General features: G+C 57.3%; 18 protein-coding genes. 5 read left to right on the top strand and 13 right to left on the bottom strand.

The window, feature by feature from the left end:
• Nucleotides 1-24: 24 nt before the first annotated feature.
• From ACR0M9_RS04555 to ACR0M9_RS04520, 8 genes are all read right to left on the bottom strand, one after another.
• Nucleotides 25-2226 carry a 3-hydroxyacyl-CoA dehydrogenase NAD-binding domain-containing protein gene (locus ACR0M9_RS04555; RefSeq protein ID WP_480772930.1) on the bottom strand — a complete coding sequence of 734 codons (2202 nt, stop codon included), beginning with the start codon at nt 2224-2226 and terminating at the stop codon, nt 25-27.
• The gene (locus ACR0M9_RS04550; protein WP_480546468.1) at nt 2219-2707 is read right to left on the bottom strand and encodes a cupin domain-containing protein; all 489 of its coding nucleotides are present in this window, start codon (nt 2705-2707) and stop codon (nt 2219-2221) included. The genes ACR0M9_RS04555 and ACR0M9_RS04550 overlap by 8 nt, the downstream gene beginning before the upstream one ends.
• A complete protein-coding gene (locus ACR0M9_RS04545) occupies nt 2707-3918 on the bottom strand; it encodes an acetyl-CoA C-acetyltransferase (protein ID WP_267364658.1) in 1212 nt (403 codons plus the stop codon). Before ACR0M9_RS04545 ends, ACR0M9_RS04550 begins: the two co-directional genes overlap by 1 nt.
• Nucleotides 3919-3929: 11 nt before the next feature.
• On the bottom strand, nt 3930-4568 hold the full coding sequence (locus tag ACR0M9_RS04540) for a glutathione S-transferase family protein (RefSeq protein WP_480484256.1): 639 nt from the start codon (nt 4566-4568) through the stop codon (nt 3930-3932).
• A 279-nt stretch (nt 4569-4847) separates the two neighbouring features.
• On the bottom strand, nt 4848-5060 hold the full coding sequence (locus ACR0M9_RS04535; RefSeq protein WP_209503252.1) for a hypothetical protein: 213 nt from the start codon (nt 5058-5060) through the stop codon (nt 4848-4850).
• Nucleotides 5061-5115: 55 nt separating this feature from the next.
• Nucleotides 5116-6897, bottom strand: coding sequence for an acyl-CoA dehydrogenase C-terminal domain-containing protein (locus ACR0M9_RS04530; protein ID WP_480772929.1), 1782 nt, complete (start codon nt 6895-6897; stop codon nt 5116-5118).
• A 42-nt stretch (nt 6898-6939) separates the two neighbouring features.
• Nucleotides 6940-7341, bottom strand: a complete 402-nt coding sequence (locus ACR0M9_RS04525; RefSeq protein WP_209503256.1) for a MerR family transcriptional regulator — start codon at nt 7339-7341, stop codon at nt 6940-6942.
• A gap of 270 nt (nt 7342-7611) precedes the next feature.
• Nucleotides 7612-7980, bottom strand: a complete 369-nt coding sequence (locus tag ACR0M9_RS04520) for a MerR family transcriptional regulator (protein WP_480485170.1) — start codon at nt 7978-7980, stop codon at nt 7612-7614.
• Nucleotides 7981-8095: 115 nt separating this feature from the next.
• On the opposite strand from ACR0M9_RS04520, the gene ACR0M9_RS04515 reads away from it, so the two are divergent.
• The 3 genes from ACR0M9_RS04515 to ACR0M9_RS04505 are packed head-to-tail and all read left to right on the top strand — an operon-like array spanning nt 8096 to nt 10354.
• Nucleotides 8096-8515, top strand: a complete 420-nt coding sequence (locus ACR0M9_RS04515) for a PaaI family thioesterase (protein WP_480546472.1) — start codon at nt 8096-8098, stop codon at nt 8513-8515.
• A gap of 1 nt (nt 8516) precedes the next feature.
• Complete coding sequence (locus ACR0M9_RS04510; RefSeq protein ID WP_267364663.1) at nt 8517-9035, top strand: PaaI family thioesterase; 519 nt, start codon at nt 8517-8519, stop codon at nt 9033-9035.
• Between the two features lie 2 nt (nt 9036-9037).
• Nucleotides 9038-10354, top strand: a complete 1317-nt coding sequence (locus tag ACR0M9_RS04505; protein ID WP_480772928.1) for an MATE family efflux transporter — start codon at nt 9038-9040, stop codon at nt 10352-10354.
• Here ACR0M9_RS04505 and arsC read toward each other — a convergent pair.
• The 4 genes from arsC to ACR0M9_RS04485 are packed head-to-tail and all read right to left on the bottom strand — an operon-like array spanning nt 10351 to nt 12510.
• Entirely contained in the window at nt 10351-10692 is a 342-nt protein-coding gene (gene arsC, locus ACR0M9_RS04500; protein WP_209503266.1) for an arsenate reductase (glutaredoxin), read from the bottom strand. The two genes, ACR0M9_RS04505 and arsC, sit on opposite strands and share 4 nt — an antisense overlap.
• Nucleotides 10689-11747, bottom strand: a complete 1059-nt coding sequence (locus ACR0M9_RS04495) for a quinone-dependent dihydroorotate dehydrogenase (RefSeq protein WP_480538202.1) — start codon at nt 11745-11747, stop codon at nt 10689-10691. The genes arsC and ACR0M9_RS04495 overlap by 4 nt, the downstream gene beginning before the upstream one ends.
• Nucleotides 11744-12175, bottom strand: a complete 432-nt coding sequence (locus ACR0M9_RS04490; RefSeq protein WP_480772927.1) for a DUF1330 domain-containing protein — start codon at nt 12173-12175, stop codon at nt 11744-11746. Before ACR0M9_RS04490 ends, ACR0M9_RS04495 begins: the two co-directional genes overlap by 4 nt.
• A complete protein-coding gene (locus ACR0M9_RS04485; RefSeq protein ID WP_209503272.1) occupies nt 12172-12510 on the bottom strand; it encodes a DUF952 domain-containing protein in 339 nt (112 codons plus the stop codon). The genes ACR0M9_RS04490 and ACR0M9_RS04485 overlap by 4 nt, the downstream gene beginning before the upstream one ends.
• A 107-nt stretch (nt 12511-12617) precedes the next feature.
• Between ACR0M9_RS04485 and ACR0M9_RS04480 the strand changes: the two genes are divergently transcribed.
• On the top strand, nt 12618-14195 hold the full coding sequence (locus ACR0M9_RS04480) for a bifunctional metallophosphatase/5'-nucleotidase (protein ID WP_480484248.1): 1578 nt from the start codon (nt 12618-12620) through the stop codon (nt 14193-14195).
• Between the two features lie 63 nt (nt 14196-14258).
• On the opposite strand, the gene ACR0M9_RS04475 is transcribed toward ACR0M9_RS04480, so the two are convergent.
• Nucleotides 14259-15911, bottom strand: coding sequence for a tetratricopeptide repeat-containing sulfotransferase family protein (locus ACR0M9_RS04475; protein ID WP_480772926.1), 1653 nt, complete (start codon nt 15909-15911; stop codon nt 14259-14261).
• Nucleotides 15912-15966: 55 nt separating this feature from the next.
• Between ACR0M9_RS04475 and ACR0M9_RS04470 the strand changes: the two genes are divergently transcribed.
• Complete coding sequence (locus tag ACR0M9_RS04470; RefSeq protein WP_480558296.1) at nt 15967-16632, top strand: SOS response-associated peptidase; 666 nt, start codon at nt 15967-15969, stop codon at nt 16630-16632.
• Nucleotides 16633-16656: the final 24 nt, after the last annotated feature.

The raw sequence follows: 16656 nt of genomic DNA, 5'->3' as shown, positions 1-16656 counted from the left end.
GTGACATGCGCCCGCATCATTGGATTAAGCGGCCTTTGCTTCGGGGTTGAAGCGACCGTAGAAGCTCTGACCTTTTTCTGCCATCTCGCGCAGCAGTGGCGGGCAGGCAAAGCGTTCACCGTATGTCTCGGCCAATTGATCACAACGTTCAGCCGCATAGGGTGTGCCGATGATGTCCAGCCAGCTGAACGGACCACCCGACCACGGGGCAAAGCCCCAGCCCAGAATTGCACCGACATCGCCCTCGCGGATGTCTTCCAGAACACCCTCTTCCAGTGCGCGGACGGCTTCCAGAACCTGAGCAAACATCAGACGTTCCTGCACTTCGATCAGGTCAGGCTGGTCATCGGCAAGCGGATACTTCTCTTGCAGGCCCTTCCAGTATTCGACGCGCTTGCCCTTCTCGTCATAGTCGAAGAATCCGGCATTTGCCTTGCGACCCAGACGGCCCTGTTCCTCCATCCAGAAGATCAGATCGTCCGAGGGGCTTTCCGGATAGGCATCGCCCATCGCCGCCTTTGTCGCGCGGGCGATCTTGGCACCCAGATCAATCGAGGTTTCGTCGGTCAGCTGGATCGGGCCGACCGGGAAACCCAATTGCCGCGCGGCGTTGTCGATCAAAATGGGGCTGACGCCTTCAGTGACCATGCGCGCACCTTCGTTAATGTATGGAATGATGCAGCGGTTTGCGTAGAAGAAACGCGCATCGTTGACCACGATCGGGGTCTTGCGGATCTGACGCACATAGTCCAGCGCCTTGGCCACTGCACGATCCCCGGTTTCCTTGCCCTTGATGATCTCGACCAGGAACATCTTTTCGACCGGTGAGAAGAAGTGAATGCCGATGAATTGGTCAGCCCGGACCGAAGCTTTGGCCAGATCGCTGATCGGCAGGGTCGATGTGTTCGATGCAAAGATGCAATCTTCGGGGATAATCGCCTCGACCTTCTTGGTCATCTCAGCCTTGACGCCCATGTCCTCAAAGACCGCTTCGATGATCAGGTCACACCCTTTCAGGTTGTCCAGATCCGGCGTCGCGGTGATGCGACCCAGCATGGCCTCTTTTTTCTCAGCCGTGACCTTGCCGCGCTTCATGCCTTTGTCCAGGTAGGTCTCGGAATAGGCTTTGCCTTTGTCGGCAGCCTCCTGATCGCGGTCGATCAGAACCACTTCCATACCGGCCTGCGCCGATACCAGAGCGATACCAGCCCCCATCATGCCTGCGCCCAGAACGCCGATCTTCTTGACGGACTGATCCGGAACGCCTGCAGGACGCACGGCACCTTTTTCCAGTGCTTCCTTGTTCAGGAACAGCGATCGGATCATCGCACCAGACGACGGGTTCATCAGCACAGACGTGAACCAACGCGCTTCGATTTTCAGCGCGGTGTCGAAATCGACCAGAGCGCCTTCGTAAACCGCGCTCAGCAGAGCCTTGGCTGCCGGGAAGGCCCCTTGGGTCTTGCCATTCACCATCGCCGACGCGCCAACGAAGTTCATGAAGCCCGCAGGATGATAAGGGGCGCCACCGGGCATTTTATAACCCTTCGCGTCCCAAGGCTTGACCAGATCGGCGTCCTTGGCGCTCAGAACCCACTCCTTGGCTGCTGCCACTGGATCGGCTGCGATTTCGTCGATATAGCCTGCGCCCTTGGCTTTCTTGACGTCCAGCATTTTGCCTTCCAGCAACAGCGGAGCCGCCGCAATGGCGCCAACTTTGCGGACCATACGGGTGGTGCCGCCCGCGCCAGGGAAGATGCCGACCATGATCTCGGGCAGGCCGTACTTTGCCTTTGGGTTTTCGGCTGCAAAGATACGATGGGTAGACAGGGGCAGTTCCATACCGATGCCCGCAGCGGTCCCGGGCAGAACGGTAGCAATCGGCTTGCCGCCTTTCTTTGTCTTGGGATCCATGCCCGCCAGCTCGATCTTACGGAGCAGCGCATGCATCTGCATCGTACCTTCGAACAGGCCCTTGGCGGGATCGTCACCGGCCTGTTCTTTCATCACGGCCAGCAGGTTCAGGTCCATGCCGCCAGCAAAGGACCCCTCCTTGCCGCTGGTGATGACGATGCCTTTAACCTCGTCATCGGCCAGCGCCTGATCGATGCAATCGCTCAATTCTGCCAGCCCGTCAAAGGACATCACGTTCATGGTCTTCCCGGGCACGTCCCAGGTGATCGTGGCGACGCCGTCTGCGTCTTTGCTCAGAGTGAAATCAGTCATTGTCATCTCCAATCTGGTCAGCCGTCAGCGGGCTGCCATCCTTGCGGGTGAAGGAGAATCCGTTCTCATCAACCTTCACCATCATGTCCATGTCGCTGTAATAGCCGGTCTCGGTCGGGGTCCGTGTGCCCACCACCAGAAAGGTCATGGGCGCATCGGTGTTGTTCACAAGGTGATGGCCGTTGGCCTCACCTGCGGGCCAGGCGGCGCAATCGCCGGGCTGCATCTCGTGCTCGCCATCATCATCGACCAGCGTGCACGAGCCGCTGAGGATGATGGCAAACTCGTCCTGCTTCATGTGGTAATGGCGCAGCGATGACAGGCCCTGCGGATCCAGCCGCACGATGTTGACCCCGTATTGGGTCAGCCCGCCCGCATCGCCCACGCGCTGCGCAAAGCGACCTGTGGTCGCTTCGGCCAGCTTGCCGGGATAGGCCGAGCCGCCCTGAAACGGGATCTTAGAGAGATCCAGCTTGGGCATCAGACACGCTCGATAATGGTTGCCGCACCCATGCCAGATGCAATGCAAAGCGTGGCCAGACCGGTTTCCTTGTCCTGACGCTCAAGTTCATCCAGCAGCGTGCCGATAATCATTGCACCCGTGGCACCCAGCGGGTGACCCATCGCGATCGAGCCACCGTTGACGTTGACCAGTGCGGGATCGACATCAAATGCCTGCTGGAACCGCAGCACGACCGAGGCGAAAGCTTCGTTCACTTCAAACAAGTCCAAATCGCTGATCTTCATGCCATTGTCGGCCAAAATCTTTTCAGTCACCGGAACCGGGCCAGTCAGCATGATGGTCGGATCAGTGCCAATCTTGGCGGTTGCTTTGATGCGGGCACGCGGCTTGAGGCCGTATTTCTCGCCAAATTCCTTGTTGCCGATCAGAACAGCAGCGGCTCCGTCCACGATGCCCGAGCTGTTGCCGGCGTGGTGGATGTGGTTCACGCGCTCAAGATGGGGGTATTTCAGCATCGCAACCTTGTCGAAGCCAGGCATCTGTTCGCCCATCATAGCGAATGACGGGTTAAGCGCACCGAGGCTCTGCATGTCAGTGCCGGGGCGCATGTATTCGTCGCGGTCAAGAATGGTCAGGCCGTTCTGATCCTTGACGGTGATCACGGATTTCTCGAACCGGTTGTCGGCCCAGGCTTCCGCAGCACGTCTTTGCGATTCAACCGCCAGCGCATCCGCGTCATCACGGGTAAAGCCATACTCGGTCGCGATGATGTCGGCCGAGATGCCCTGAGGCACGAAATAGGTCTCCATCGCCAGCGAGGGGTCAACAGCGATTGCTGCACCGTCGCTGCCCATGGCCACGCGACCCATCATCTCGACACCGCCCGCAATATAGGCATCGCCCGCGCCGCCTTTCACCTGGTTTGCGGCCAGGTTTACGGCCTCCATGCCCGAGGCGCAGAAACGGTTGATCGCGAGACCCGGGATCGACTGGTCGAGGTCGGATGCCAGAACGGCCGAGCGCGCAAGACAGCCGCCTTGCTCCATCACTTGCGTGACGTTTCCCCAGATCACGTCTTCGACGGCGTGACCTTCCAGGTTGTTGCGCTCTTTCATCGCGTTCAGGGTCAGGGCGGACAGGCGCACCGAGGTTACCTCGTGCAGGCTGCCATCCTTGCGGCCCTTGCCGCGCGGCGTGCGCAGGGCGTCATAGATATAGGCTTCGGTCATGGGTCTTCTCCTCAAGCTCGATCCGACGGGTTGCCGGGCATCAGGTCATAGGGGTGTTTCCAGCCGGGCTGTTCGGACAAGCGGGTCAGCCAGGCGTCGATATGGGGCCAGTCGGCACGGTCAAAGCCAAATGGTTCAGGGTAATACAGATAACCACAGCAGCTAAGGTCGGCGTTGGTCACACCATCACCAACGATCCAGTCGCGGCCGTCCAGGTGGTTGTTCAGGATCTCATAAGCTGCCTTCAAACGCCCTTTATTGAATGCAATGACATCAGGGTTGCGGTGCTGCTCGGGTAGGAAATTGATCAGGAACCGCGTCAAACCAGCCATGGAGCTGAGTTTGTGATTGTCCCACAAAACCCAACGCAGAATATCGTAGTCTTCTTCCCGGTCCTTGCCACCGAACTTGCCGGATTTCTCCGTGACATAGGCCTGAATCGCACCGGATTGGCTGGTGTGAAAATCTCCATCGACCAGAACTGGTGCTTCACCCAACTCGTTTACATCAGCACGATATTCCGGCGTGCGGGTCACACCTTTGAAGAAATCGACAAAGACCGGTTCCCACTCCAAACCGGACATTTCCAGAGCCAAAGCAGCCTTGTAGCTGTTTCCACTTTCTCCGAAGCAATGAAGTTTGATGGTCATGTGCTCGCCCCTCCCAAGGCGCATGTGGCTAGGCCGGATTTGAGTATTTTTGAAAAGATGAAGGGCAGTAGGTAACGTTTCATCAACCATCTTCGTATTCAGTGGTCGTGCGGTACAGGCTGGAGAGCCGATGACCGCAAAAGGTGAAGTCGTTCCTGTCCTGATGGCGAGTGTGCCCGGTGGCAGGGACGCATCGCCGCTTCATCTTTTCACAAATACTCCCGCCGGAGGCGTCCGGCATTCAAATTAAAGTCGCCGTTGAGTTTTCTCCGCAGCAGTTCACCTCTTCCGTGCCTCAAGTTCGGAATTGAAGATGCGCAGGCGGTGGGTCAGGTTCTCCTCATCAATCACGCTGTTGAAATTCTCGAACAAGAAAGACAGCGCCTCACCTTCGTCCAGACCGGCATCACGCGCGAACGCCTTGAGTTTGCGATACCCATCTTCAGTCATCGCAACCGGAAAGCGGCGGGTCAGGCGAAAACGTTTTGGCATTTGGTCTCCTCCGGTAAGCTGGGTCCGGGCGGTGTTGCCCGGACCCAGACTGAGATCAGAAGTTCGCCGCGTCCAGTGCCATTATCGTGTCCGCGCCGGTCTGGATTCGCGCCAGATGCATCGCTGTCGCGGGCAGGCGGCGGGCCATGTAGAAACGGCCGGTGGTAATCTTGGTCTCGTAGAATTCTTTGTCCGAGGCTCCACCATCCAGCGCTTCCTGAGCCGCTTTCGCCATTTGCGCCCACATCAGGCCCAGGCAAACATGGCCGAACATGTGCATAAAGTCATAGGAACCGGACAATGCGTTATTCGGGTTCTTCATGCCTTCCTGCATGAAATACATGCCAGCGGCCTGCAAATCCTTGGATGCGGCTTTCAGCGGTTCGATGAACGCCTTGTCGTATGCTTCGTTCTGGCCCGCGTTTTCCTTGCAGAAGGTTTTGACCATCTCGAAGAACGCCATGACGTGCTTGCCGCCATCCTGCGCCAGCTTGCGACCCACAAGATCAAGCGCCTGAACGCCATTTGCACCTTCGTAGATCATCGCGATGCGGGCGTCGCGGGTATATTGCGACATGCCCCATTCTTCGATGTAGCCATGGCCACCATAGACCTGCTGCGCCTGAACGGTCATGTCGTAGCCTTCGTCGGTCAGAAACCCTTTGATGACCGGGGTCAGCAGCGAGATCAGCCCGTCCGCATCCTTGTCTCCCGCGCGGTGCGCCTTGTCGATCATGGTCGCGCCCCAAAGGATGAACGCGCGCGCGCCTTCGGTAAAGCTTTTCTGATCCATCAGGTTGCGACGGATATCAGGATGCACGATCAGAGGATCGGCCGGACCATCCGGGTTCTTGACACCGGTCACATCGCGACCCTGCAAACGGTCCTTGGCGTATTCCAGAGCATTCTGATAGGCCGCTTCGGCTTGCGACAGGCCCTGCATGCCCACCCCCAGACGCGCTTCGTTCATCATGGTGAACATGGCGCGCATGCCCTTGTGCTCTTCGCCCAGCAGCCAGCCGGTGGCTTCGTCATAGTTCATGACGCAGGTCGAGTTGCCGTGGATACCCATTTTCTCTTCGATCTTGCCGACCGATACGCCGTTGCGCTCGCCCAGGCTGCCGTCTTCGTTCACAATGAACTTGGGCACAATGAACAGCGACACGCCTTTGATGCCCTCGGGGCCACCCGAGATCTTGGCCAGCACCAGATGGACGATGTTGTTTGCCATGTCGTGGTCGCCAGCCGAGATAAAGATCTTCTGGCCGGAGATCTTGTAGCTGCCGTCACCCTGCGGTTCTGCTTTGGTGCGCATCAGGCCCAGATCGGTGCCACAATGCGGTTCGGTCAGGTTCATGGTGCCGGTCCATTCGCAGCTGACCATGTTGGGCAGGTATTTGTTCTTCTGCTCGTCTGTCCCGTGCGCCAGAATGGCCGAGGCCGCGCCGTGGGTCAGGCCCTGATACATGGTGAAAGCCTGGTTGGAGCCCGAGAACATCTCACCCACAGCTGTGCCGATCACGTAAGGCATGTTCTGGCCACCATACTCTTCCGGCATGTCGAGGCCAGTCCAGCCACCTTCCTTCATCTGCTCGAAGGCGTCTTTGAACCCGGTAGGGGTGTACACAATGCCGTTTTCCAACCGGCACCCTTCGGTGTCACCAACAACGTTCAAAGGATGCAGGACGTTGGTGGCAACCTTGCCTGCTTCTTCCAGAACTGCGCCGGTGAATTCGGGCTCCAGTTCGTCATAGCCGGGGATGTCCGACTGCGAGACTTTCAGAACATCGTGCAGAATGAACTGCATGTCTTTGGTTGGCGCGTTGTAAACGGGCATGTGAAGCTCCCTTAATTCATATGTCCGGAAGGCAGGGCGAGGTTACTCGGCCGCCTTCTTTTCCTGTTTCATCGAGGCGATGACTTTCTCGCCCCAGCGCAACTGCTCTTTCAGATCGTCGATGGCCTGCGTCAGCTCTTCGCGGCGCGATTCCATGTCAGCCAGACGCTCGCACGCGATTTCATAAGTGCGATTCATCTGGGTGACCTGTTGATCGCCCACATGGTAGAGATCCAGCAGCTGTCGAATTTCCTCGAGGCTGAACCCGAATCTTTTGCCGCGCAGGATCAGCTTCAGCCGCGCCCGGTCACGTTTGGTGAACAGACGTTTTTGGCCTTCGCGGATCGGGAACAGTAGTTCCTTTGCCTCATAGAACCGCAAGGTGCGTGGTGTGACATCATAGGTCTCGCACATCTCGCGGATGGTCATCACATCTTCGGTCATTCGTCATACTCTCGTCACTGGCGTCATGAAACATGAGTTGCGCAGTTGGTGGGTGCTTTACAACATGTGAGTGACGTTTACGTAATCCAGACGCTGCGTCACTTTGAAGTTGACGTAACATCCGTGCACGTAAGGGGCTTTCGGCGTAATTTTGTTACCGTTACGTCAACTGATTTCCGGCATGAATAAACGGGTGCCTTGAAGGGGATGCGCACCGGTTTCGACAGGTTCTGCCACCTGCAATGCTTGATTATGAAATATCGGAAAAGGTTATTCCAGCGACTTGGCCGTTTGGTCGCGCAGGCTTTTGAGTTCGTCCATTGCCTCATCCAGTTGCTGTCGCTGCTGCTGAAGCTCACTCATCTGGCGGTCCGCCATTTCGACAAAGGTGGCCATCTGGGCCTCGTTTCCCTGATCTTCATAGATCAGTAGCCATTGGCGAATCTCTTCTAGAGGAAAACCAAACTTTCGGCCGCGCATGATCAGTTTCATCCGCGCGCATTCCCGGGGCCCGTAAAAGCGCGAACGCCCTTCGCGGTCCGGTTGCAAAAGCTCGATATATTCGTAGTAGCGCAGGGTGCGCGGCGTCACGTCAAACTCGGCGCACATTTCTTTGAATGACAAACGGTTGTTGGACATTCCCGGTCTCCTCGTCAGCAACCTAGGCGGTCCCGATCCCAAGCGCAACAGGTAGGCTTGCTCTTTACCGGAACACCGGCTCATAAAGGCGGTGCAGAGAACAGGACGCATACTTATGGTCGATAAGACAGTTTTAGCCCGCCAGTTTATCGAGGCGATCCCCCATGCGCGGGCATTGAACCTTACGCTCACGCAGATCGGCGAGGGTGAGGCAGAGATAACTCTGCCCTACAACAAAGACCTGATCGGGGATCCGCGTACAGCGGTGATTCATGGGGGAGCGATATCCACGATTCTGGACACCTGTTGTGGCGCTGCGGTGATGAGCCACCCATCGGCCCCCGGAGGAACCGCAACAATCGATCTGCGGATAGACTATATGCGCGCGGCGACGCCAGGTCAGACGATTACTGCACATGCCGTCTGTCACCATATCACGCGAAACGTTGCCTTCGTGCGGGCCACCGCAATGGACAACGACACGGACCTGCCGGTGGCGACAGCCTCAGGGTCCTTTACGGTTGAAGGGAAGTAATATGCCAAGACCTCGTCCCGAGCCGATGCAGGTGGTCAAGCAGCGCCGCGATGCAGCCCTGCGTGCGCTTGTCGACGGCGTACCGTATATACGTTTCCTGAACATCAGTTTTGACAGGCGCGGGGATGAGCTGACCGGCGTTTTGAATTTCGATGACAAGTTGATCGGCAATCCGTTTCTGCCTGCAATTCATGGTGGTGTGACGGCTGCCTTTTTGGAAGTGACAGCCGTTATCACGCTGAGCTGGGAACACATGTTCCCAAGTATTGAAAGCGGAGAGATCGATGCAGAGGCCATCGTGTCAGACGAAAGCATCCGGTTTCCCAAGACGATCGACTTTACCGTTGACTATCTGCGTTCGGGCTTGCCGCGAGACGCCTATGCGCGGGCATTTATCAGCCGGTCGGGGCGGCGTTACGCCTCGGTACGGGTTGAAGCCTGGCAGGACAATCATGCGAAACTGTTTGCGCAGGCCTCCGGGCATTTCCTGATGCCGCAACCGCCTCGGGGCAAGAGCTGACCATGCAGGACGCCTCGGCGCCCATCACGCATCGACGGGTACTGAAGATCGCTGTGCCGATTGTCCTGTCGAACGCCACCGTTCCGATTCTGGGGGCAGTTGATACCGGCGTTGTCGGCCAGTTGGGGCAGGCTGCGCCTATTGGTGCGGTCGGGATCGGTGCAGTGATCCTGTCAACGATCTACTGGATCTTCGGTTTCTTGCGGATGGGAACCACCGGGATGGCGGCGCAGGCACGCGGGGCAGGCGACGCTGTTGAAACCCGGGCATTGCTGATGCGCGGCCTGATGCTTGGCGGCGCGGCTGGGCTGTTCTTTATCCTTACACAAGTGGCCGTGTTCGCGGGTGCGTTCGCTTTATCTCCGGCGAGCCCCGAGGTCGAAACGCTCGCCCGCGCCTATCTTGAGATTCGAATTTGGGGGGCGCCAGCAACTATCGCGCTTTATGCGGTTACCGGATGGTTGATTGCGGTTGAACGCACGCGTGGGGTTTTTGTTCTTCAGGTCTGGATGAACGGATTGAACATCGTTCTGGACCTGTGGTTTGTGCTTGGTCTTGGCTGGGGTGTCGAAGGGGTTGCCATTGCCACTTTGATTGCGGAATGGACAGGTCTGGCGCTGGGCATTTGGCTGTGTCGGGATGGGTTCGAAGACGGAATCTGGCGCGACTGGGCCCGCATATTTGATGCCGCTCGGCTGCAACGGATGTTGCAGGTCAACGGCGATATCATGATCCGGTCGGTTTTGCTGACCGGATCCTTCACGACTTTTCTTTTCGTCGGTTCGGATCTCGGTGATGTCAATCTGGCGGCCAATCAGGTCTTGCTTCAGTTTCTAGAAGTCACAGCTTTCGCGCTGGACGGGTTCGCCTTTTCCGCCGAGGCTTTGGTCGGAAGCGCGGTGGGTGCCAGAGACAGGTATCAGGTGCGCCGTGCGTCTGTCATGACCTCGCAATGGGGTGTTGGGGGTGCCCTGTTACTGGGTGCGGTTTTCTTCGTCGCCGGACCGGCGTTGATCGACGTCATGTCGACCTCACCGCAGGTGCGTGAGGCGGGGCGTGAGTTTCTCGTATGGGCCGCGTTGGCACCCGTTATTGGCGTGGCAAGCTGGATGTTTGACGGAATCTACATAGGCGCTACCTGGACCCGGGCAATGCGCAGCGCGATGTTCCAATCGGTTGTGTTCTATCTGGTTGCGCTGTTTATTCTGGTGCCAAGCTTCGGAAATCACGGCCTGTGGGCCGCGTTGATGGTGCTTAATATCGCGCGCGGCGTGACTTTAGGATGGCGCTATCCCAAGCTCGAGGCGCAGGTGGCCTAGAGCAGCGTAAGAAGGTTTTCCGGTGGACGCCCGATGGCGGCTTTATCCCCCGCAATGGCAAGCGGACGCTCAATCAGGATCGGGTTTTCGGCCATGGCCCGGATCAGGGCGTCGTCTGGCGAGGTCTTTGTCAGCCCCAGTTCCTTGAACCGGGATTCTCCGGTGCGCATCATCTCGACGGGCGAAAGCCCCAAGGCGGATTGTGCCGCTCGCAGCTCATCAATTGATGGTGCATCCTCAAGATATTTGCGCACCGTGACCCGTGCACCATTTTCTTCCAGCAATGCAAGACCAGCGCGGGATTTTGAACAGCGCGGGTTGTGCCAATATTCGATCATAGCCAGTCCTCTCGTTTGCTGCCGACGGCTTGGGCTACATTCTCAAAGCCGTCGCGGGCCAGCAGTTCATCCAGCCCGTTCGCAATGTCAGCCGCCAGAGAAATGCCGCCATACACCATCGCCGTATAGAACTGCACAGCAGATGCCCCGGCGCAAATCTTGGCATAGGCCTGTTCCGCATTGCTGATGCCACCCACGCCGATCAGGGGAATGTCACCTCCGGTCAACTGGCTGAGCCGTGCCAGAACACGTGTTGATTTCTCGAACAGCGGTGCGCCGGACAATCCGCCGGTTTCACCTTTGTGCGAACTGCGCAACCCGTCACGCGACAGGGTGGTGTTGGTGGCGATCACGGCATCCACACGGGTCTCGCGCGCAACATCGGCAATGTCCTGCAACTCGGCATCGGTCAGGTCCGGCGCGATTTTCAGGAAGATGGGCAGTGGGCGAGGCAGCGCATCACGGGTTTCAATCACACCGTTCAAAAGCGCGCTTAGCGCCGCCTTGCCCTGCAAATCCCGCAGCTTTTCCGTATTCGGGGATGACACGTTGACCGTGGCAAAATCCAGATGCGCGGCACAATGCGCCAGCACCTTTACGAAATCACCCGCGCGATCCTCGCTGTCCTTGTTGGCGCCCAGATTCAGGCCGATCACCGCATTTTGGGGGCGATCAGCAAGCCGTTTTTCCATCACCTCCATGCCTTCGTTGTTGAAGCCAAAACGGTTGATCGCCGCTTTGTCCTCGGTCAGGCGAAACAGGCGTGGTTTGGGGTTTCCCGGTTGCGGGCGCGGTGTGACGGCCCCGACTTCGATGAAACCGAACCCTGCGCGCGACAGCGGCGTCAGAACTTCACCGTTTTTGTCGAAGCCCGCGGCCAATCCTACCGGGTTAGGCAGGTCCAACCCGGCAAGGCTTGTTTTCAGGCGCGGCGTTGTCACCGGCCCCGGCGCAGGCGCAAGCCCCGCCTTCAAAGCCCTGATCGACATCCCGTGGGCGGTTTCGGGGTCCATGCAGTGCAGGGCTGCAAGCCCGAATTTCTCGGTCAGTTTCATCCGAACGCTTTCCTGCTTTCGCTTGATCCGCACCGGATCAGGCGCGAGGTCTCTACCGCAGCCTGCCGATGGACCACCGCCGCCCGGTAGGCCGGATCGGTCACCATTTCAAGAAACGCATATGCAGTCGGATAGCGTGCGATAAAGACGGCACCCCATACCTCATCAGCCGGTCCGATCAGTGTCGTTTCAAAGACACCCCGCCATAGGATGCTTGCCCCGATACGGCCAATGATTGGGGCGGTTTCAGTCCCGTATTTCTGATAGGCCTGCGCCCCGGTCAACCCTGCGCCCGCCAATTCATGTGATTTGGGATACTGCGCCTCGGCGCGGAACTTCACCAGATTGAGCATTTCGATCGGCTGGTCGCGGTCCAGGGCCTTGAACGCCTCGAACTGGCCGCGATCCGGATCGACATAAGATATCATGCCATGTCCTCGGGAAACTGATGTGCCGTGCCGACAAAAGGCAGGGGTCGCGCCCAGACAACGTCGCTTAACCTGATCTGACGATACAGATGTGGAAACAGGGCGTCTCCTCGCGACACTTCCCATTTCAGGTCATCGCCCATGGCATCGGCATCACAGGCCAACAGCGTAAGCCCTTCAACGCCCGCAAAATGCTTGGCAGCGGTTTCAGCAGCTTGTTCAGCGGTAGAAAAGTGAACAAACCCGTCTGACACGTCAATGGGTGCTCCGTCTGTGGCGCCCAGACTTTGCAGTTCAGCCCATTCGACGGCTCGGAAAATCTTGTAGATCAGCATGATGACCTGATGCCCCGCACGGCGCTTGGAATCAAGCTGGATTTCTCCTTTGACTCTCGGTCGACATAAGCGCACGATCCCCGGCAATAATAACAGGGAGTTCCAAGATGTTGACCCGATTTTTAACTTCGGTCGCGGTGGTGGGCCTGACGGCGGGTGCCGCAGCTGCCGATTACAAGCTGACAATTCTGCACACCAACGATTTCCATTCGCGCTTTGAGCCGATCAACAAATACGACAGCGGTTGCGGTGAGGAAGACAATGCAGAAGGCAAATGCTTTGGCGGATCGGCGCGCCTTGTAACGGCAGTTGCCGACGCGCGCGCACGGGCAGAGAATTCGATTCTGGTGGATGGAGGTGACCAGTTCCAGGGGTCCCTTTTCTATACCTATTACAAGGGCAAGGTCGCAGCCGAGTTCATGAACAAGCTGGGCTATAATGCCATGACCGTCGGCAACCACGAGTTTGATGACGGCCCCGAAGTGTTGCGGGGGTTCATCGACTCGGTCGACTTCCCGGTCCTGATGTCCAACGCCGATATTCACGACGAAGAGCTTTTGACCGACAGGATCAAGAAATCGACCGTTATCGAAGTAGGCGGCGAGAAGATCGGCTTGATCGGCCTGACCCCAATCGACACGGATGAGCTTGCCTCGCCCGGCCCCAATGTCACGTTCTCGGACCCGGTACCAGCTGTGCAGGCCGAAGTCGATAAACTGACAGGTGAGGGTGTCAACAAGATCATCGTTCTCAGCCATTCCGGCTATGGCGTCGATCAGCGTGTCGCGCAAGAGACGACTGGTGTTGACGTGATCGTCGGCGGGCATTCGAACACGTATCTTTCGAATGTGTCGGATAAGGCGGCAGGTCCGTACCCAACAGTGGTAAACGGCGTACAGATCGTTCAGGCCTATGCCTATGGCAAGTTTCTGGGCGAATTGAACGTCACTTTCGATGACGATGGCAAAGTGATCGAGGCAGCTGGCGAGCCTTTGATCATGGACAACGCTGTGACCGAGGATCAGGCCGCGCTGGACCGGATTGCGGAACTGGCGGTGCCTTTGGATGAAATCCGCAACAAGGTTGTTGCAAGCGCTGCAGAAGCCATTGAAGGGGATCGCTCAATTTGCCGCGTGCAGGAATGCCAGATGGGCAACCTGGTTGCCGATGCGATGCTGGCGCGTGTGGCGGATCAGGGCGTTCAGATTGCCATTGCCAACTCGGGTGGATTGCGGGCTTCTATCGATCCCGGTGATGTGACCATGGGCGAGGTTCTGACGGTGTTGCCTTTCCAGAATACACTGTCGACCTTTGAAATCAGCGGACAGGGTGTCATTGACGCACTCGAAAATGGCGTAAGTCAGGTGGAAGAAGTGAAAGGCCGTTTTCCGCAAGTCGCCGGTCTTAGCTTTACCTGGGACCCAAGCGTGGCACCGAACGAGGGGCGCGTCAGCGAGGTGATGATTGCCGAGGGTGACGGTTTTATTCCGATCGACCCGAACAAGACCTACCTGGTCGTCACCAACAACTACGTCCGCAACGGTGGTGACGGGTACAAGATGTTCGAAGGCGATGACAAGAACGCCTATGACTTCGGCCCGGACCTTGCGGATGTCACCGCGGAATACCTGGCGGAAAATGCGCCCTATCAGCCCTATGTAGACGGGCGTATCAAACAGAAGTAACTTGGTTTACGACAAAGACAAAAGCCGCATCCCTGTGATGCGGCTTTTTTGTTTGGGAACGGATCAGCTGAAATCATATTCCGGCCAGAGTTTCGGATCGAACCCGTCCAGCATCGGTTTGATGTGCTCAGCAACCCCGCGCCAGCCGCCGATAGACTTGGTCGAGATCTTGTTGCGCACCTGATCGATGCTTGCCGTACGTACCTGTTTGGTGTTTTTCTCGGGGTGCATCATCGTTTCGGTCCACTCCAAATCGCAGAACGCAGCGACCTGCAGGCTGTAGGTTTTCGGGTCGGCCACCAGTTCTTCGTAAGGTACCGTCAGAATACGATTCCCGAACACGGCATCCCAATGCGCCATATAACGACGATACATATTTGCCGAATGGGCGATGGCTTGCATATTCGAGGCATAGCGCATTCCGCCCGCAGGAAAACATCTGATCCATTTGGACAATCCAACATCACGCGGATCGCGCAGCATGTTGATAATCTTTGCCTTTGGGAAGGCAGACAGCAGGAATCCAATACGTTGATAATTGTGCGGCATCTTGTCGACAAAGGCGACAGAGTCGCCCGGAATGGGCGGCATCAATTCGAGGAATTCCCGCGCAAGCTCGGACGCTTTGGCAGCGTCATACTTCTGGCCTTTTTTCTCATACTCACGCGACAGATCGGCCCCCAAAGTCAGTTCGCCGCAACCGGAAATTCCGGGGGCTGAACTCAGCATCATTTCCATCAATGTCGTGCCCGAGCGAGGTTGACCCAGTACAAAGATCGGTGCTGGCCCCTCGGCAAAGCCGGACTCTGGTGCATCGGAATCGACAGGGAACAAGCTGGTGATCCGGAACAGTTTTTCCTCTTCATCCGCCGGGACATAGGGGTTGCCTTGGTGCTGAATTTCATTGGCCCGTGCATAATGCGGCATGGCGGCATTCAACCCGTCTAACTTTGAAATCAAATGCGCCTTGGCGAACTGGAGTTCCAGCTTATCATCTCCCTTTTCGGAGATGGCTTTATTAACGGCTTCCAGCAGCTCCGGAGCTTCTTCTGTGGTTGCAATTGCCGATAATTGCAGCAAAGCCGACATATGCTCGGGTTCGTTTTGAAGAACGCGCCTCAGTATTGCCTTGGACTCGTTCTTTTCACCCGTTTGGTGAAGGTTTACAGACTTAATAAGGGCAATCTTTGTGTTCTCGGGGTCCAACTCGTAGGCGCGGGCGACATCCCGCGAGTTTTCATCGTCAAAGCCGATATTGGCGTAAGCTCTGGCACGTTTTGCAAGAAGGTCCACATTGTCTGGATCGCTCTCCAGCTTCTTGCTCGCATGTTCGATCATCATGCGCCAATTGGTGCCTTTGAGGTGAATTTCATCCAGCACGCGGTTCAATTCCTGGTTGTTGGGGAATTGCTCCAGCTTTTGTTCGGTATAGTCCAGGGCTTTAGGAATTTGCCCGGTCTGCATCAATGCATTCGCCAGGTTTTCGACAAACTGCAGGTCGTCCGGTTTCATCCGCGAGGCTTCAACAAAATGCGGAATTGATTTCTTGTATTGCTTCATCTCGGTCAAAACAAAGCCGGCGATGGCATGATAATCCGAGTCTTTTGGGAATTTCTTGACACCCAGCTGGGCCTTTTTCAAAGCTTGCGGCAGCTTGCCTGCTTCCAGAAGCGCCAGTGCTTTGCTCTTGAGGGATTGCGTTGTCTGGTATTCCATGTGACCCCGTGAGATCCTGTGCCTGTATCAAGAATGTATCGGTGGTTCATTACCCATGTGCGGACGGTTTGCAATAACTCTTCCCAACGACGCAATGGCGCAGCTGTTTTCGGCGCGCCCGGCAAATGCGCTACCTGTGGTGCCGAATTTCAATGTTTGTCCGACAAATCAGGTACATGTCGTGCGTAGCGGCGAAACAGGCCGCCATCTGGATGCGCTGCGCTGGGGATTTCTGCCACATTGGTACAAGACCGAAACGGCGGGGCCGTTACTGATCAACGCCCGGGCCGAGACCCTGGCGGACAAGCCCGCCTTTCGCGATGCCTGCCGGACGCGCCGCTGCCTGATCATAGCGACTGGGTTCTATGAATGGACAAAAACGGAACAGGGAACGCGCCTGCCTTGGTATATCCACCGTCAGGACAAAGCTCCCATTGCCTTTGCCGGGGTCTGGCAGGACTGGGGCCCTGAAAGCGAACGGCAGGGCACCTGTGCTATCGTGACGACGGCTGCCAGCAAAAGGCTTGAGGTCATTCATCAGCGAATGCCCTTGATCGTAGAACCCAATGACTGGCCATTGTGGTTGGGTGAAGCCGGAAAAGGGGCCGCACGGCTGATGCAGCCGGGGAACGAGGATGTGTTGACCTTCCACCGGGTCGGGCCTGCGGTGAACTCGAACCGGGCCAGCGGGCCAGAGCTGGTCGAACCTTGTGACGCGTGACCTTTTCTTTGGAAACGCGGCAAG

Source organism: Ruegeria sp. CH2, from assembly GCF_056537065.1.
This window is presented reverse-complemented; position numbering and strand designations above follow the sequence as displayed.